This window comes from Mesorhizobium sp. M4B.F.Ca.ET.058.02.1.1, assembly GCF_003952505.1.
In the GTDB taxonomy this organism is placed as follows: Bacteria; Pseudomonadota; Alphaproteobacteria; order Rhizobiales; family Rhizobiaceae; genus Mesorhizobium.
The window spans coordinates 4,001,557-4,018,188 of sequence record NZ_CP034450.1 but is presented as its reverse complement, the minus strand read 5'-3'; the positions used below and the strand labels follow the sequence as shown (position 1 = coordinate 4,018,188).

The following is a 16,632-nucleotide window of genomic DNA, read 5'->3' as shown; positions in this document are numbered from 1 at the left end:
ATCAGCAAGGCGCAAACCCAGCCGGATTGCAGACAAGGCGAGAACCCGCGTCATCGTTTTCTTAAGCCTTGCCATGCAAGGGTGGTTCGAATGAGCCCGGCCCTGCAGACGCCGGACCGGTCCTTGATGGAACAAGAACCATGAACGCCGTCACAACAATCCGCGCCGCCCAGACCAAGCAGCTCGAGCTCACCATCCTGATGCCATGCCTCAATGAGGCCGAGACGCTGGCCGTTTGCATCGGCAAGGCAAAGGCCTTCCTCAACAAGGCCGGTATAGCCGGCGAGGTGCTGATCGCCGACAATGGCAGCACCGACGGCTCCCAGGACATCGCGACAGCTATCGGCGCCCGCGTCGTGTCGGTGCCGCAAAAGGGCTACGGCGCTGCCCTTCTTGGCGGCATCACCGCCGCCAGGGGCCGCTTCATCATCATGGGCGACGCAGACGACAGCTATGATTTCAGCGCGCTGGACGCGTTCGTGGCACGCCTGCGCGACGGCGCCGACCTGGTCATGGGCAATCGTTTCCGGGGCGGCATCGAAGCCGGCGCCATGCCGCCGCTGCATCGCTACCTCGGCAATCCGGTGCTGAGCTTCATCGGCCGCCTGTTCTTCCGCATCACGACCGGCGATTTCCACTGCGGCCTGCGCGGCTTCAATGCCGAGGCCATCAGAAAGCTCGATCTGCAGACCACCGGCATGGAGTTTGCCAGCGAGATGGTGGTGCGCGGCGCGCTTGCCGGGCTGCGTATCGAGGAGGTGCCGACCACGCTCAAGCCGGACGGCCGCAGCCGCCCGCCGCATCTCAGGACCTGGCGCGACGGCTGGCGGCATCTCAAATTCCTGCTGGTCTACAATCCGCGCTGGATGTTCTTCATCCCCGGCATGGTGCTAGGTGGCCTGGGCACGCTGTTTGCGGCTCTGCTGGTGTTCGGGCCGCTCAGGGTGATCAACAATCTGTCGCTCGACCTGAACACCTTCGTCGCCGCCTGCTTCATGATCGTCACTGGCGTGCAGCTCATCACCTTCGGCGTCATTTCGCGCTACTATGCCGAGGTCACCGGCATCCTGCCGCGCAGCCGGGGCTCCGACTGGCTGACCAGGACAATCTCCACCGACCGCCTCGCCGCCAATGCCGGCATCTGCTTTGCCGGCGGCTTCTCGTTTTGCGCCTATGCCGTGCTGCGCTGGGCGAATCTCGGCTTCGGCCCGCTGGACGATTCCGAAATCCCGCGCATCGTCGTACTCGGCCTCAGCCTGATTGTGATTTCGTTCCAGGCCTTCTTCTCGGCATTCCTGCTCGGCGTCCTGGAAATTCCGGTCAAGCGGTTGAGAGCCGGCCAGTCCAGTGATCTGCCGGCGGGCGAAAACCGGTGATCGACGCGTTGCCGGACCTTATCCAGAAGACGCGCCTGTTCCGCTTCCTGGTGGTCGGTGTCGGCGCCGCCCTGCTCCTGTTCGTGCTTTCGTGGCTGCTGGTTTCGCTTGGCCTCTCGCCGTTCGCAGGCAGTGCCGTTGCCTACGCGATCGCCTTCATCGTCGCCTATTCCGCGCAACGCGGCTGGACCTTCGGCGCAGAGCATGATCATGCCACCGCGCTGCCGCGCTATCTTGCGCTGCAGGCCGCATGCGCTGCCTTTTCCGGCCTTGTCTCGCATGTCGCGGTAACGCGTTTTGGCCTGTCGCCCGTCGCCATGTCGGCGTTGACCACGGTCGCGGCAAGCGCGCTGAGCTATATCGTGTCGTCGGCTTGGGTGTTTCCGGCACGCGGCTAGCGCATCTGCATCGAGCTTTACGCTTTGTGAAGCGAGCGGCGCTAGCCTGCGGCACCGAGCAACCACCCGAAAGTCGATCCATGTCCGCCGTCCATGCCGCGATTCCTTCCGGGAAAGCCGCCCGAGCCGCCTGGCGAATGGACCTTCTGGCGGCGCTGCTCACTATGCTGGTGGTGCTCCTGGTCAACGCCTATTCCGGATTTCCGGAACTGACCAACAACGGCGGTGACAATGACAGCATGCTGCGAATGGTCGAGGTTCGCGATCTTCTCTCCGGCCAGGGCTGGTTCGACCTGCACCAGTACCGGATGGGGCCGGAAGGCGGCTTTGTCATGCATTGGTCGCGGCTGGTCGACGCACCGCTCGCCGCCATCATCCTTGCAGCCTCGGCACTGACGGGCAGCGCCGCCGTCGCGGAGAATGTCGCACTGGTTGCGTGGCCGACGCTGCTCTTCGGGGCCGCCGTATTCTACCTCACCCGGGCCGCGCGCAGCTTTGCCGGCGAGCGGGCGGTGCTGCCCGCGGTGGTCGTCGGCGCTGCGGCGCTGCATTTCATAGGCATCTTTTCCCCGGGTGCCATCGATCATCACAATGTCCAGCTCACGCTGACCATGGCTAGCCTCAGCCTGTTGCTTGAGGCGCCGACAAGTCGGTCCGCGGCATTGTTTTCCGGCCTTTGCGCCGCCCTGACGTTGGCGGTCGGCATGGAAACCGCCCCCTATGTCGCGACCATCGGCGCCGCTGTTGCACTGCTCTTTATCGTCGACAGGAGCGGCGAAGGCCGGATCGCGAGGGATTTCGGCGCCGGCTTTGCCGGTGTTTCGGCTCTCGTCTTTGTCACCACGATCCCCGCATCCGCCTGGGGCCAGGCGCAATGCGACGCCTTCTCGATCGTGCAATTCGCCATCGCCGCGCTTGCCGGGGCCGGTCTTGCGGTGGTCGCGTCGATAGACGCCGCCGGCCGCACGCGCCTTCGGCGTATCGTATCGGTCGGCCTGCTCGCCGCGGCACTCGCCGCGGTCGTCCTGTTGTTGTTTCCGCAGTGCCTGGCGGCTCCTTATGCCAATCTCGATCCACGCCTCAAGGAATTGTGGCTCGATCACGTGGACGAAGCTCAGTCGCTGTTCGTGCTTCTCGTCTACAACCCCGCCCGGGTGGCTGCTCGCTATGCCACTCCGCTGATGGGGATGGTGCTCCTGGCTCTTCGCCTGCGCCAGGGCGGCTGGCGCCGGCAGGACACCCTCGTCGGCGTGCTGCTTGTCGTGGCCTTCATCGTCAGCGCCTGGCAGGTGCGTGGCTCGACTTTCTCGGTTGCCTTTGCCGTCATCCCGCTTTCGGCATGGATCGCCAGATGGCGCGAGCGGGTCGAGGCCAGCCCTTCGCCACGCACCTCGCTTCGCATGGCGGCGGCCTGGCTGCTGTCGGTGAACGCGCTCTGGGCCGGCACCGCCACGGCGGTGTCATCGGCCTTCGAGATCGGCAAGGCCAATGACGAAGTCGCCGACACGAATTGCGAGAACAAGGCCTCGTTTGCATCGCTCGCCCGGCTGCCCGGCACCACTGTTCTGGCGATCTCCAATCTCGGCTCGCCTATCCTCGCCTATTCCGCGCACCGTGTGTTCGCCGGTCCCTACCATCGCAACATCGCCGGAAATCTGCTGGCGCTCGATGCTTTCCTGGGGTCCCCGGCGGATGCGCGAAGGATCGTCGAAAGCCACCATGTCGGCTTGGTGGCCGTCTGCCGCGGCAGCACTGAAAGCCAGCTTCTCGCCGAAACGGCACCCAAGGGCTTTCTTGCCGGCCTGGTGGACGGCAGCGTGCCGGAATGGCTGGAGCCGGTGGCGGGAACCCGCGGAGCTCCGATCGAAATCTACCGCGTCCGCCAGGGCGACTAAGCAGGCCACCCGGCGTCCAGAAAATCGATTTCTCGATACGTTTCCTAAAGGGTTTCCTGCCAGTCTCACCGCAAATTCCGACGTGCAACAAGGAACACCGATGCAAACGACGTTTGCCACCGGGCTGGCAGGCAGGGAAAACACGGATCTGGCCTTCACCGATCCGCTGACCGGGCTTGGCAATCACCGCCGCTTCTTCGACAAGGTCGACCGCCTGATCAGCGATCGTTCCGAGGACCCGGCGCCCTTCACCGTCGGCATCCTCGACCTCGACGGCTTCAAGCCGATCAACGACCTGTTCGGCCACAAGGCCGGCGACGACATCCTGATCCAGGTGGCAATGCGGCTGCGCGCCTCGATGGACAGCTATTCCACCGTTTGCCGCATCGGCGCCGACGAGTTCGCCTTCCTCTATCCGATGGTGTTCAGCGAAGAGGCGGCGTCCGAAAAGGCGCGCATGCTGATCGAGATCCTGTCGGCGCCTTATGACGTCGGCGAGCGCACCGCCAGGCTGTCGGCCTCCGTCGGCTGTTCGCTTTTCTACTCCGGCGACGAGACTACCGACATTCTGCTCAACAAGGCCGAAACCGCTCTCTACCACGCCAAGCGTTCCGGTCGCGGCCGGGTCGTCGTCTACACGCGCGAGATGGAAGAGGCGGCCAAGCGCGTCACCCGCATCGAGCAGGCGCTGCGCCGCGCCGTCTCGGCCGGCGAGGTGGAGCCGCATTTCCAGCCCATCGTTGACTTGAACACCCGCCGCACCATCGGCTTCGAGACACTTGCGCGCTGGACCGACCGCGACCTCGGTTCCGTGCCGCCAAATGTGTTCATCCCGATCGCCGAGGAACGCGGCATCATTGGTCCGCTGTCGCAGCTGGTGCTGCGCAAGGCCACCGAGGCGGCGCGCAGCTGGCCGAAGGACCTGTTCCTGTCCTTCAACCTGTCGCCGTCGCAGCTCGTCGACCAGAACACCGGCCTGCACATACTGGCGATCCTCGACCGCACCGGCTTCGATCCGCACCGGCTGGAGATCGAAATCACCGAGACCGGCCTGATGAACGATCCGGCCTCGGCCGAGAAGATCGTGGCGGATCTGCGCCGCGTCGGCATCCGCGTCTCGCTCGACGATTTCGGCACCGGCCAGTCCTCGCTCGGGCGGCTGCGCGAATTCCATTTCGACAAGCTCAAGATCGACCGCGCCTTCGTCTCCTCGATCCTCGACGACCGCCCGTCCGAGCACATCATCCGCGCCATCCTCGCCATGTGCGAGGGGCTCGGCATGGATGTCGTGGCCGAAGGCATAGAGGAGGAGGCGCAGGCCGACCGCCTGGTCCAGTTCGGCTGCGCCGGCGGGCAGGGCTATCTGTTCGGCAAGCCGATCGATGCCGACGCCACGCTCGGCTATCTGCGCGATTCCTATCGCGGCGCCCTCCACGCCAAGGCAATCTGACCGCCGTTCCTGTACGGATTCGGCCAGCCCCTTCATCCGTGCCGGCGTGATTTGCCTTTTTGTCAGACATAAGCTTGAAAATCTGACGTTTATCCCTTGCCCGCGCGCCTTGTCTGGATAGGATGCGCGCCGACCTGGCCAGGGAGAAAAAAGATGATGCCATCGGCACGTTTTGCCGATCTCGAAGGCGCTTCGGTGCTGATCACCGGCGGCGGTTCCGGCATTGGCGCGGCGCTGACCGAGGGCTTTGTCCGGCAAGGCGCGAAGGTCGCCTTCATCGACATCGCCGACCGTCCGAGCATCGCGCTTGCCGACCGCATCGAGAAGGAGCAAGGCCGGCGGCCACTCTACCTCAAGACCGATCTGCGCGACATCGAGGCGCTGCGCGCCTCGGCCGCCAGGGCGGCTGAAGCGCATGGCGACGTCACCGTCCTGGTCAACAACGCCGCGCTTGACGACCGCCACGCGGTCGAGGACGTCACCGTCGAGTTTTGGGACAACAACCTTGCCGTCAACCTGCGCCCGCATTTCTTCACCGCGCAGGCCGTGGCGCCGGGCATGAAGCGGGCCGGTGGCGGCTCGATCATCAACTTCACCTCGACCTCCTATCTCATCAACCACCCCGACATGCCGGCCTACACCGCCGCCAAGGCCGGCATACTCGGCCTCACCAAGGGCCTTGCCGGCAAGCTCGGCGCCGACCGCATCCGGGTCAACGCGATTGCGCCGGGCTGGGTGATCACCGAACGCCAGAAGGAGCTCTGGGTCACCGAACATGGGCTCGCCGCCCATGTCGCCAAGCAATGCATCAAGGATGTCATGCAGCCCGAGGACATCGTCGGCACGGTGCTGTTCCTGGCCTCGGATGCCTCGCGCATGCTGACCGCGCAGATGCTGATCGTCGACGGAGGCTTCCTGTGAGCGCGGCCCCTGCGGTCGCCGCGCTCGATTGGGGTACGACCAGGCTCAGGGCCTGGCTGCTCGACGACGCAGGCAAGGTGCTTGCCGAGCGTCGCGGCGACGATGGGCTGATCACCGCGCGCGAGAAAGGTTTCTCGAAGGTTCTTGAGGGCCACCTGGCCGCCATGGGGGCGCCTGAGACGCTGCCGGTCATCATCTGCGGCATGGCCGGGTCCCGTCAGGGCTGGCTGGAAGCGCCCTATGTCACCGTGCCCTCGCCTCTCGGCGCCATCCTCGCCGGCGCCGCCCGTGTTCCCGGCCAAAGCCGCGACATTCGCATCGTGCCGGGCCTTGCCCAGCGATCGGCCGATGCGCCCGACGTGATGCGCGGCGAGGAGACCCAGCTCGCCGGCGCCGGTTTGCCGGCAAAGGGCCGCCACCTCGTCTGCATGCCCGGCACCCATTCGAAATGGGTGGTCGTGGAGGACGGCGCCGTTGCCGGCTTCGGCACCTGGCCGACGGGCGAGCTGTTTTCGGTGCTGGCCGCGCATTCGATCCTGCGCCATTCGCTGGGCGAGCATCCGGCAGCGGTGGTCGCGGACAATGCCTTCTTCCGTCAATGGTGTGAACGGGCCCTGGGCGAGGGCGGTGACGTCACCTCGAAGCTGTTTGCCATCCGCGCCGCCGGCCTGCTGCAGGATCTGCAGGCCGACGATGCGGCGGCGTGCCTGTCCGGGCTGCTGCTCGGCGGCGAGATCGCTTCGGCGAAACGCCGTTATGGCGCTGGCGATGCACCTGTCGTGCTGGTCGCCTCCGGCGCGCTGGGTGTGCTGTATGCCGCCGCGCTGGGCATCGCGGACCTTGCCCTCAGAACTGTTGACGCCGATGAAGCAGTGCGTGCCGGGCTCGTCGAGGCGGCACGCGAGAACGGCATGATTGGAGCCGCCGCGTGACCCAGACAGCACCGTTTCCGAAACTCAAGCGCGGCCTCGTCGCCATCCTGCGCGGGCTGAAACCGGGCGAGGCGGTGGCGATCGGCCAGGCGATCTTCGATGCCGGTATCGAGGCGATCGAGGTGCCGCTCAATTCGCCGGAACCCTGCGTCTCGATCGCCGGCCTTGTGCAGGCGTTGCCAAAGGCAGCCCTGGTCGGCGCCGGAACTGTGCTGACGGCGGCCGATGTCGACGCCCTGCACGCAGCCGGCGGCCGGCTGCTGGTCAGCCCTAACATTGATGCCGCGGTGATGGACCGCGCTCGGACCCATGGCATGGTGACGATGCCCGGCGTGTTCACGCCGACAGAAGCCTTCCTGGCGATAAGGCTCGGCGCCTCGGCGCTGAAATTCTTCCCGGCAAGCGTGCTTGGCGCCGGCGGCATTGCGGCCGTGCGCGCGGTGCTGCCCGCCGATGTGCTGATCGGCGCCGTTGGCGGTGTGTCCGAGAAAGATTTTGCCGGCTACAAATCGGCCGGCGTCAGCGTCTTCGGCCTCGGCTCCAGCCTGTTCAAGCCCGGCATGGGCGTCGAGGAGGTGGCCGCGCGGGCTCAGGCCGCCGTTGTCGCCTGGGACGCCGCCTTTGGAGATGCATAATGAGCGACACCGTGTCGGTTTTCTCGGACCGCATCTGCCAGCTTGGCGAAGGCCCGAGCTATGACCGCGGCAGCGATGCGCTGTTCTGGTTCGACATCGTCAATGGCCTGCTGTTGGAGCAGGGCGTTGGCTCCGGCGTGCTGAAGGTGCATGATCTCGGCCTGATGGCCAGCGCGCTGGCCATCATCGATGAACAGCGCCAGCTGATCGCCACCGAAACCGGCCTCCATGTCCGCGATGTCGCGACCGGCAAGCTGACGCTGCACACCGCGATTGAGGCCGACAATCCGCTCACCCGCTCCAACGATTCGCGCGTCCACCCCTGCGGCGCCTTCTGGGTCGGAACTATGGGCAAGGACGAGGGCAAGGGCGCCGGCTCGATCTACTGGTTCTTCAAGGGCGAATTGCGCCGGCTGTTTTCCGACATCACCGTGTCGAACTCAATCTGCTTTTCCGCGGACGGAAAGATCGCCTACTACACCGACACCTCGACCGGGCTCTTGATGCGCGTCGCCTGCGATCCCGCGGCCGGGCTGCCCATAGGTGAACCAAAAGTGTTCGTCGATCACCGTTCGTCCAAGGGCTATGTCGACGGTTCCGTCATCGACCGCGACGGCGTGCTGTGGAACGCCGTCTGGGGCGGCAGGGCGGTCAAGGCCTATGCTCCGGACGGCACGCTGCTGCGCGAAATCCCGATGCCGGTGACGCAGCCCTCCTGCCCGGCCTTTGTTGGCGCGAAGGCCGACAGGCTGGTGGTGACCTCGGCGTGGAAGGGCAAGGACGAAAAGCAGCGCCAGCTCGACCCGCAGGCCGGCATGACCTTCCTGCTCGATTTCGAGGTCAAAGGCCGCTTCGAGCCGCGCGTGCTGATCGCCTGAAGCGACCGGGTCACCGGTTCGCTTTGCGGTTCGGCCCCGTTCTGTCACGCAACCGCCTGCCTTCGTCGGTTTCGCGAGAGCCAATGGCGTCAGCCGTGCGATGGTAGAGGCCGGACCGCCAAGAGCCTTTCCAATCGATGCCGCGCAACCAGCCGAGACTGATCCTCGTCCACGAGCCGGAGAAAGCCTGTTTCGACCGGCTGGTCGCCGACGGCTACCCGGCGGAGCGCGCCACCGAGATATCGTCCTACCTGGCACAGTCGACCGACCTTGCGCCGGAATTCGAGGTGCTGGCCGCTGCTTGCGAAGCGCGCGGCCTCGCCTTTGCGTCGGTCGAGCTGGATGAAGCCGCCGGCGTGCTTGCCCGCGCTGATCGGGATGCCACGCTGGTCTGGACGCTGACCGACGGCATCGCCTATTTCCGGGGCGGCGCGGCGCCCGCGCTGGCAAGGCTCAATGGGCTGAAGACCATCGGCGCCGACGATTCCTTATTCGCGCTCTGCCAGGACAAGTTCCGCTCCGGCGCCGTGCTCGGCGCGCTTGGCTTGCCGGCGCCGCAGGCAGGTCTGGCGCGGAACGGGGAATGGCTGGTCGAGCCGCCAGCCTCGGAAGCCGGCTGGTTCGTCAAGCCGAACCGCCTCGGTGCCAAGATCGGCATCTGGCCGGATTCGCGTGTGGCTGATCTCGGTCATGCGCTGGAGCTTAGCCGGCGCGTCTTCGCCCACTATCGCGACGACGTCGTCGTCCAGCCCTATGTCGCCGGCCGCAACGTGCGCGCCAGCTTCCTCGGCCTGAAGCCGGAGACCGGCGTCGAGGCGCTCGGCATCGCCTTCGTCGAGTCCGGTGGCGATTTCCAGACCATGGCCGACAGCCTGGCGCTCTATGGCGATACCGGCGGGATCGCGAAGGCCGCCGGAACCTATGCCGAGCCGGTGCTCGAGCCCGTCACCGCGAGCCAACCGGCAGCCGATGCGATAATCCGCCGGATCGCCGGGGGCCTGATGACCGGGCTCGGCTTGCGCGATGTCTTCTCCGTCGACCTCAGGGTGGAGGCCGACGACACCGTCCATCTCATCGAGTTCGAGGTCTGTCCCGGCCTGCCCTGCTTCGATTTCCGTGACTATTGCCGCGCGCAATGGGGCCTCGGTCTCGCCGATGCGATGGCCGAAACCGCGAGGACCCGGCTTCGACCATGACCCCGAAAAGTGGGAGCCGGTTTTCGGACAAGGTCATGGTCAAGCAGGGGGCTAGATGCCCTCGACCAGCACGATCTCGCCGTCGGCCACCTTCTGGCGGATGGCGACGGCGCGCTGGTATTCCGGCGAATGGTAGCATTCATGCGCCGCGGCAAGCGACGGAAACTCGATGATGACGTTGCGCGCGCGGCCCGGCCCCTCGGCCTTCTCGTGCTCGCCGCCGCGCTCCAGGAATTTCGCGCCGAACCGCTCGAAGGCCGGCTTCGCGGCGGCGACATAGTCCTTGTAGCCCTCGGCGTCGCGCACATCGACGCGGGCGACCCAGTATCCCTTTGCCATATCGTTTCTCCGAGTTTGGGACTTATGCGGACCGCATTTCGGCCAGGATGGCCTCGGCGGCAGCGCGCCTGTCGGCGGCGCCGACGATCGGGCGGCCAACGACAAGATGGCTGGAGCCGTTGCGAATCGCCTGCGCCGGGGTCACCACCCGTTTCTGGTCGCCATGGTCGCTGCCCTTGGGGCGTATTCCCGGCGTGACCACGGCCATGTTCGGCCCGACGATCCGGCGCACGGCTTCCGCCTCCTCGGCGGAACAGACGACGCCGCCCATGCCGGCATGCAGCGCTTGCTCTGAGCGCCTCAGCACCAGCGTGTGCGGGTCGTATTCGTAGCCGGCGTCGATCATGTCCTGCTCGTCCATCGAGGTCAGCACGCTGACCGCGAGCAGGCAGAGATCGCTGCCCCGGGCCGCTTCGACAGCAGCCCGCATCGCCTTGGGATAGGAGTGGATGGTGAGCATCGTCATGCCCATCCTGACGATGTTCTCGACCCCCTTGGCCACCGTGTTGTCGATGTCGAGCAGCTTCATGTCGAGGAAGATCCTGATGCCGCCGCTGGCAAGCTCGCGAGCGAAGTCGAGTCCGCCGGCGAAGGCCAGCTGATAGCCGATCTTGTAGAAGGAGACCGTGCCGTCGAGCTCGCGCACCGCTTTCTCGGCGTCCTTCACCGTCGGCACGTCGAGACCGACGATCAGCCTGTCGCGCATGGTGTCGGCATGCTCCGGGATCATGCTTCGATCCGGCTGGACAGCATGCGCGAGGTTTCGATCAGTGTGCGGCATAGGCGCTCCATCGATTGGCGTAGTCTGTCGTCGCGGAAATGTCCATTCTCGTCGAAGGCGTCGCTGGCGCCAGAGACCGAGCATTCCGGCGTGACCACCTCGACCTGGCAGCGCACCAGCACGGCGCGCAGGTGATTGATGCAGCGTATGCCGGCAAACTTGCCGTCGGAGGAGGAGCAGAGGCCGGCGGGCTTGCCTGCAAACGGCCTGAACGAGCGGCCGCCGTCGCGGCGTATCCGGCTCACCCAGTCGATGCTGTTCTTGAGCAGAGGTGGCAGCGAGCCGTTATATTCCGGCGTGGCGATCAACAGTCCATCGTGGTTGGCGATCAGCCGGCCGATCCGCATGGCATTCTCGGGAATGCCTTTCTCCTTTTCCAAGTCCTCGTCCATGATCGGCAGCGGATAGTCGCCAAGCGAGATGCGGGTCACCTCGGCGCCCTGCATGGCAAGCTCTTTCTGCGCCACGTCCGCGGTCCTGCCGCTGAAGGCGCCCCACCGGATCGAGCCTGCGAAGACGAGGATTTTTGGGATCATTGGCATTGGCCACCCTTGTTCCCGGACAGGTACAGAAAGGGGCCGCTCAAATCAACGTTTGGATGAGGGAGGAAGAGAGTAGGGCAGTAAGGCAGTAAGGCAGTACGGTATCGAGCCGTTCACTCCCCTGCTGCCCCACTGCCGTACTCCCCTATTCCTTCTCCTCTAATGCGCCTCGCGCCGGTAGATCCACAGCTGCGTCGGCGGGATGTTGCGGATGATGAAATCGAAATGCTTGACCGTGTAGTCGCCGCGGCCGGGCGGGATCGGCGACAGCGGACCATAGGTCAGCTGAACGATCGGCCGGCCGGCGGGGATGCGGTCGAGCAGGCTTTCGATATAGGCGATGCGCTGGGCGACCGGGAAGTTCAGCAGCGGCACGCCGGAGACAACCGAATCGAACACCATGTCGCGCTTGTCGCCGAGCGTCGCGTTGAGATTGAAGGCGTCGCCTTCGATGACGTTGACGCCCGGATAAAGCCGACGCAGGTGGCGCACGAAATCGGTCGAGTATTCGACCGCGTAGAGATTTTCCGGCTTTATCCCCTGCGCCAGGATGGCGCGGGTGATGACGCCGGTGCCGGGGCCGACCTCAAGCACCGGCAGGCCGGATTTCGGATTGACGATCGAGGCCATCTTGCGGGCGGTGATGGAACTGGTGGGAACGATCGAGCCGACCGTCTTCGGCTTGTCGATCCAGCCCCTGAAGAACTTCAGCTCGTCGTCGAACTTCTCCGCCAGCGACTTGCGCAACCCGGGACCACGTGCCATGCGAGCTCTCCTCAACGCTCCCCGACCCGCTAATTAGCAGCTAGGTGGGACAAGGCAAGGCGTCAACCTGGCATAAGGTGTTGATGACGCTCGGGAAGCAATCCCCGGGACATGCCCTTCAACCTCTCAGCGGTCGCTGAAGGATTCGAAAAAGTCCTTCATGCGGGCGAAGAAGCCGCTCGACTGGGGCGAATTGTCCTGCGAGGACAGCTGCTCGAACTCTTCCAGGAGCTCACGCTGCCGGCGCGACAGGTTCTGCGGCGTCTCGACCGCGGTCTGGATGTAGAGGTCGCCGACATTGGGCTGGCGCAGCACCGGCATGCCCTTGCCCTTCAACCGGAACTGGCGGCCGTTCTGCGTGCCTTCCGGCACCTTCACCTTGGTCTGCGTGCCGTCGAGCGTCGTCACCTCGAAGGACCCACCGAGAGCCGCTGTCGTCATCGAGATCGGCACCTTGCAGTAGAGGTCGGCGCCGTCGCGCTGGAAGAACTCGTGCGGCTTGACCGCGAGGAAAATGTAGAGGTCGCCCGACGGGCCGCCGCGCAGGCCGGCCTCGCCCTCATTGGCCAGCCGGATGCGGGTGCCGTCCTCGATGCCGGCCGGGATGTTGACCGACAGCGAACGTTCCTCAGTGACGCGGCCCTGGCCGGCGCATTTCGGGCACGGGTCCTTGATCGTCTGGCCGCGGCCCTGGCACTGCGGGCAGGTGCGCTCGATCGAGAAGAAGCCTTGCGTGGCGCGCACCTTGCCGTGGCCGTTGCACATCGAGCAGGTGGCCGGCTGGGTGCCGGGCTTGGCGCCGCTGCCCGAACATTCAGAGCAGGAGATCGAGGCCGGCACGCGGATTTGCGCGGTCTTGCCGGAAAACGCCTCCTCCAGCGAAATCTCCATATTGTAGCGCAGGTCCGCGCCACGCTCGCGGCCGCCCGACGAGCGGCGCTGGCGGCCGCCCATCATGTCGCCGAAAATATCCTCGAAGATGTCGGCGAAGCCGCCGGCGCCGAAGCCCTGCGCGGCGCCATTCATGCCGCCATGTTCGAAGGCGGCGTGGCCGAAACGATCATAGGCCGCGCGCTTCTGCGGGTCCTTCAGCGTCTCGTAGGCTTCGTTGATTTCCTTGAACTTGTGCTCGCAGGCGTGATCGCCGGGATTGCGGTCGGGATGAAACTGCATGGCGAGCTTGCGGAAAGCGCTCTTGAGCTCCTTGTCGTCGGCGCCCTTTTGCACGCCCAGCGTCTCGTAGAAATCAGCTTTCATTTTTTCCCGCAGTCCGGATGCTCAATGTCTTGATGCACTGTTGCGTCGTTTGCCGGCACGTCGTTCCGATTTAGGTGCGATGGCGTCCGGATGCCAGTGCTGGCGCGGCCTTGCCCGCACTTTTTCATGAAGGGTTGCAAAAAAGCCCGGCCTTGCGCCGGGCTTTTCGCATTATTTGCCGTCAGGCGGCTCAGGCCGACTTCTTCTTGTCGTCGTCCTCGTCGATTTCCTCGAAATCGGCGTCGACCACGTCCGAATCCTTGGCGGCGTCCGCTTTGGCGTCGGCCTCGGCCGCTTCCTTCTGCGAGGCTTCGTACATGGCCTGGCCGAGCTTCATCGAAGCTTCGGCGAGCGCCTGCGTCTTGGCCTCGATCTCGGCCGCGTCGTCGCCTTCGGTGGCGGCCTTCAGCGCCGCGATCGCATCGGCGATCGCCGTACGGTCGGCTTCCGAGACCTTATCGCCATATTCCTTCAGCGACTTCTCCGAGGAATGCACCAGCGCCTCGGCCTGGTTGCGGGCCTCGACCACGGCGCGCCGCTTCTTGTCGGCTTCGGCATTGGCCTCGGCGTCCTTGACCATCTTCTCGATGTCGGCGTCCGAAAGGCCGCCGGAAGCCTGGATGCGGATCTGGTGCTCCTTGCCGGTGCCCTTGTCCTTGGCCGAGACGTTGACGATGCCGTTGGCGTCGATGTCGAAGGTGACCTCGATCTGCGGCACGCCGCGCGGTGCCGGCGGGATGCCGACAAGGTCGAACTGGCCGAGCAGCTTGTTGTCTGCCGCCATCTCGCGCTCGCCCTGGAAGACGCGGATCGTCACCGCCGACTGACTGTCCTCGGCGGTCGAGAACACCTGGCTCTTCTTGGTCGGGATCGTGGTGTTGCGCTCGATCAGGCGGGTGAACACGCCGCCCAGCGTTTCGATGCCGAGCGACAGCGGCGTCACGTCGAGCAGGAGCACGTCCTTGACGTCGCCCTGCAGCACGCCGGCCTGGATGGCGGCGCCAAGCGCGACGACCTCATCCGGGTTGACGCCCTTGTGCGGGTCCTTGCCGAAGAACTGCTTCACGATCTCCTGGATCTTGGGCATGCGGGTCATGCCGCCGACCAGGACGACCTCGTCGATCTCGCCAGCCTTCAGGCCGGCATCCTTGAGCGCCGCCTTGCAGGGGTCGATCGTGCGCTGGACGAGATCCTCGACCAGGCTTTCGAACTTCGCCCTGGTCAGCTTCAGCGTCAGGTGCTTCGGCCCGGTGGCGTCGGCGGTGATGAAGGGCAGGTTGATCTCGGTCTGCGTCGTTGACGACAGCTCGATCTTGGCCTTCTCGGCCGCTTCCTTGAGACGCTGCAGGGCGAGCTTGTCGGCCTTCAGGTCGATGCCCTGCTCCTTCTTGAACTCGGCCGCCAGGTACTCGACCAGGCGCATGTCGAAATCCTCGCCGCCGAGGAAGGTGTCGCCATTGGTCGACTTCACCTCGAAGACGCCGTCGCCGATCTCGAGCACCGAAATGTCGAAGGTGCCGCCGCCAAGGTCATAGACGGCGATGGTCTTGCCGTCCTTCTTGTCGAGGCCGTAGGCAAGGGCCGCGGCCGTCGGCTCGTTGATGATGCGCAGCACTTCGAGGCCGGCGATCTTGCCGGCGTCCTTGGTCGCCTGGCGCTGGGCGTCGTTGAAATAGGCCGGAACGGTGATGACCGCCTTCTCGACCTTCTCGCCGAGATAGGCTTCCGCCGTTTCCTTCATCTTCTGCAGGATCATGGCCGAGATCTGGCTGGGCGACTGCTTCTTGCCGCCGGCCTCGACCCAGGCATCGCCATTGTCGCCCTTGACGATCTTGTAGGGGACAAGCTTCTTGTCCTTCTCCGTCACCGGATCGTCATAGCGGCGGCCGATCAGGCGCTTCACCGCGAAGATGGTGTTCTCAGGATTGGTGACCGCCTGGCGCTTGGCCGGCTGGCCGACGAGGCGTTCGCCGTCGCTCGAGATGGCGACGATCGAAGGGGTCGTGCGCGCGCCCTCCGCATTCTCGATAACCTTGGGCTCCTTGCCGTCCATGATGGCAATACAGGAGTTGGTGGTTCCGAGGTCGATACCGATTACTTTTGCCATTGTTCTAGTCTCTCCGCTAAGCAGGCTCTCAGGACCCTGATCAGGCGTTCCAACGAAAGCCCCTGTTCACAAGAAATCCCGTTCCGGCAACCGGCGTTCCGGCGCCGAACGGCTTGGCGCGTATATAAGAACAGGCTGCACGGGGCGCAAGCATTCTGCGCAAGGCGTCCACGATCCCGCCAGATGACGGGAAAAATGCCTAAATCGCGCATATCGCAGCCGATTTGCCGCCGGACACGGACGGACTTGCACAATCCGCCGCGGGCAAAAACGTCGCAGCCGCCACAATCAGAGCCCGAACGCCTGCTGGGAAAGCGCCCGCAGCTTCGGGAAAAAATCGCCGTTCCGCCGGCGATCACCAGCGTTCCCTGGCTGATGACGGTTTTCGGATCGGGCTTCAGCACCGTGCCTCCGGCTTCCTCGACAAGCAGCATGCCGGCCAGGCAATCCCAGGCGTTCATGTGTTCCTCGATATAGCCGAGCAGCCGGCCGGACGCGGCATAAGCCAGCATCAGCGCGCCCGACGCGTTGCGGTAGAAGACGCCGCCTTCAGCCATGATCTGGCGGATGAGCACGGCGACATGCCCGGTATCGGCCCGGTTGGACAGGCCGGTTCCCACCGATCCTTCGGTGAGGCTCGCGGCATCGCTCGCCTTGATCGGCCGGCCGTTGACGAAGGCGCCGCCATCACGATGGCAGTGGAAGGTCTCGCCGGTCGAGGGCTCGTGGATCACGCCGACGACGGTCCCGCCCTCGCGGGCGCAGGCGATCACCACGCACCAGGCCGGAATCCCGCGCACGAAATTGGCGGTGCCGTCGATCGGGTCGATCACCCAGACAAAGCCGGTCGTTCCGACGACCGGCGCATGTTCCTCGCCGACGATGCCGTCCCGCGGATAGGCGTCGGCAATGGCGGCGCGGATGAACAGCTCGACTTCGCGGTCGCCGTCCGAGACCAGGTCCTGATGGCCCTTGCTCTCGACGGTCAGGTTTTCGAGGTCGCGGAAATATTTCAGGCCGAGCTCGCCGGCGCGGCGCGCAAGGTCGATGGCAAAGCGCGTTCGCGCGTCGAGGTCGTTGGTCACAGGCGTGCTCGCTGCCGGGAAAGCGTGGTCCGCCCATAGCAAAAGCCGCTGCCCTGCAAAAGCGGCAAAACCAGT

At 65.2% G+C, this 16,632-nt stretch carries 16 protein-coding genes; 9 read left to right on the top strand and 7 right to left on the bottom strand.

The window, feature by feature from the left end; all coding sequences use genetic code 11:
- Positions 1-140 precede the first annotated feature (140 nt).
- From EJ073_RS19690 to EJ073_RS19650, 9 genes are all read left to right on the top strand, one after another.
- A complete protein-coding gene (locus tag EJ073_RS19690) occupies positions 141-1,376 on the top strand; it encodes a glycosyltransferase (protein WP_126057229.1) in 1,236 nt (411 codons plus the stop codon).
- Positions 1,373-1,774, top strand: a complete 402-nt coding sequence (locus EJ073_RS19685; RefSeq protein WP_245455294.1) for a GtrA family protein — start codon at positions 1,373-1,375, stop codon at positions 1,772-1,774. The genes EJ073_RS19690 and EJ073_RS19685 overlap by 4 nt, the downstream gene beginning before the upstream one ends.
- A gap of 137 nt (positions 1,775-1,911) precedes the next feature.
- Positions 1,912-3,669: a GtrA family protein gene (locus EJ073_RS19680; RefSeq protein WP_245455293.1), complete on the top strand. Its 1,758-nt coding sequence runs from the start codon at positions 1,912-1,914 to the stop codon at positions 3,667-3,669.
- A 100-nt stretch (positions 3,670-3,769) separates the two neighbouring features.
- A complete protein-coding gene (locus EJ073_RS19675; protein WP_126057228.1) occupies positions 3,770-5,119 on the top strand; it encodes an EAL domain-containing protein in 1,350 nt (449 codons plus the stop codon).
- 153 nt (positions 5,120-5,272) lie between these two features.
- The gene (locus EJ073_RS19670) at positions 5,273-6,040 is read left to right on the top strand and encodes an SDR family oxidoreductase (RefSeq protein ID WP_126057227.1); all 768 of its coding nucleotides are present in this window, start codon (positions 5,273-5,275) and stop codon (positions 6,038-6,040) included.
- On the top strand, positions 6,037-6,972 hold the full coding sequence (locus EJ073_RS19665; RefSeq protein WP_127422230.1) for a 2-dehydro-3-deoxygalactonokinase: 936 nt from the start codon (positions 6,037-6,039) through the stop codon (positions 6,970-6,972). The genes EJ073_RS19670 and EJ073_RS19665 overlap by 4 nt, the downstream gene beginning before the upstream one ends.
- Positions 6,969-7,607: a 2-dehydro-3-deoxy-6-phosphogalactonate aldolase gene (locus tag EJ073_RS19660; RefSeq protein WP_126057225.1), complete on the top strand. Its 639-nt coding sequence runs from the start codon at positions 6,969-6,971 to the stop codon at positions 7,605-7,607. The genes EJ073_RS19665 and EJ073_RS19660 overlap by 4 nt, the downstream gene beginning before the upstream one ends.
- Entirely contained in the window at positions 7,607-8,485 is an 879-nt protein-coding gene (locus EJ073_RS19655) for an SMP-30/gluconolactonase/LRE family protein (protein WP_126057224.1), read from the top strand. The genes EJ073_RS19660 and EJ073_RS19655 overlap by 1 nt, the downstream gene beginning before the upstream one ends.
- Before the next feature lie 137 nt (positions 8,486-8,622).
- Positions 8,623-9,681: a D-alanine:D-lactate ligase-like protein gene (locus tag EJ073_RS19650; protein WP_126057223.1), complete on the top strand. Its 1,059-nt coding sequence runs from the start codon at positions 8,623-8,625 to the stop codon at positions 9,679-9,681.
- A 51-nt stretch (positions 9,682-9,732) separates the two neighbouring features.
- Here EJ073_RS19650 and EJ073_RS19645 read toward each other — a convergent pair whose 3' ends face one another.
- The 7 genes from EJ073_RS19645 to EJ073_RS19615 form a co-directional block, all read right to left on the bottom strand.
- The gene (locus EJ073_RS19645; RefSeq protein WP_126057222.1) at positions 9,733-10,020 is read right to left on the bottom strand and encodes a DUF1330 domain-containing protein; all 288 of its coding nucleotides are present in this window, start codon (positions 10,018-10,020) and stop codon (positions 9,733-9,735) included.
- 22 nt (positions 10,021-10,042) lie between these two features.
- The gene (pyrF, locus tag EJ073_RS19640; RefSeq protein ID WP_126057221.1) at positions 10,043-10,750 is read right to left on the bottom strand and encodes an orotidine-5'-phosphate decarboxylase; all 708 of its coding nucleotides are present in this window, start codon (positions 10,748-10,750) and stop codon (positions 10,043-10,045) included.
- On the bottom strand, positions 10,747-11,343 hold the full coding sequence (locus tag EJ073_RS19635; protein ID WP_126057220.1) for an NADPH-dependent FMN reductase: 597 nt from the start codon (positions 11,341-11,343) through the stop codon (positions 10,747-10,749). Before EJ073_RS19635 ends, pyrF begins: the two co-directional genes overlap by 4 nt.
- A gap of 159 nt (positions 11,344-11,502) precedes the next feature.
- The gene (gene pmtA / locus EJ073_RS19630) at positions 11,503-12,108 is read right to left on the bottom strand and encodes a phospholipid N-methyltransferase PmtA (protein WP_126057219.1); all 606 of its coding nucleotides are present in this window, start codon (positions 12,106-12,108) and stop codon (positions 11,503-11,505) included.
- A 126-nt stretch (positions 12,109-12,234) separates the two neighbouring features.
- Positions 12,235-13,365: a molecular chaperone DnaJ gene (gene dnaJ / locus EJ073_RS19625; RefSeq protein ID WP_126057218.1), complete on the bottom strand. Its 1,131-nt coding sequence runs from the start codon at positions 13,363-13,365 to the stop codon at positions 12,235-12,237.
- 190 nt (positions 13,366-13,555) lie between these two features.
- Complete coding sequence (gene dnaK, locus EJ073_RS19620) at positions 13,556-15,472, bottom strand: molecular chaperone DnaK (protein WP_126057217.1); 1,917 nt, start codon at positions 15,470-15,472, stop codon at positions 13,556-13,558.
- Positions 15,460-16,557: an inositol monophosphatase family protein gene (locus EJ073_RS19615; RefSeq protein ID WP_245455292.1), complete on the bottom strand. Its 1,098-nt coding sequence runs from the start codon at positions 16,555-16,557 to the stop codon at positions 15,460-15,462. The genes dnaK and EJ073_RS19615 overlap by 13 nt, the downstream gene beginning before the upstream one ends.
- Between the last annotated feature and the right edge of the window lie 75 nt (positions 16,558-16,632).

Bases quoted from the DNA above. Each gene is read 5' to 3' on its own strand.
- EJ073_RS19690 (WP_126057229.1), top strand. From the start codon at position 141: ATGAACGCCGTCACAACAATCCGCGCCGCCCAGACCAAGCAGCTCGAG.
- EJ073_RS19680 (WP_245455293.1), top strand. From the start codon at position 1,912: ATGGACCTTCTGGCGGCGCTGCTCACTATGCTGGTGGTGCTCCTGGTC.
- EJ073_RS19675 (WP_126057228.1), top strand. From the start codon at position 3,770: ATGCAAACGACGTTTGCCACCGGGCTGGCAGGCAGGGAAAACACGGAT.
- EJ073_RS19670 (WP_126057227.1), top strand. From the start codon at position 5,273: ATGATGCCATCGGCACGTTTTGCCGATCTCGAAGGCGCTTCGGTGCTG.
- EJ073_RS19655 (WP_126057224.1), top strand. From the start codon at position 7,607: ATGAGCGACACCGTGTCGGTTTTCTCGGACCGCATCTGCCAGCTTGGC.
- EJ073_RS19650 (WP_126057223.1), top strand. From the start codon at position 8,623: ATGCCGCGCAACCAGCCGAGACTGATCCTCGTCCACGAGCCGGAGAAA.
- EJ073_RS19645 (WP_126057222.1), bottom strand. From the start codon at position 10,020: ATGGCAAAGGGATACTGGGTCGCCCGCGTCGATGTGCGCGACGCCGAG.
- pyrF (WP_126057221.1), bottom strand. From the start codon at position 10,750: ATGATCCCGGAGCATGCCGACACCATGCGCGACAGGCTGATCGTCGGT.
- EJ073_RS19635 (WP_126057220.1), bottom strand. From the start codon at position 11,343: ATGCCAATGATCCCAAAAATCCTCGTCTTCGCAGGCTCGATCCGGTGG.
- pmtA (WP_126057219.1), bottom strand. From the start codon at position 12,108: ATGGCACGTGGTCCCGGGTTGCGCAAGTCGCTGGCGGAGAAGTTCGAC.
- dnaJ (WP_126057218.1), bottom strand. From the start codon at position 13,365: ATGAAAGCTGATTTCTACGAGACGCTGGGCGTGCAAAAGGGCGCCGAC.
- dnaK (WP_126057217.1), bottom strand. From the start codon at position 15,472: ATGGCAAAAGTAATCGGTATCGACCTCGGAACCACCAACTCCTGTATT.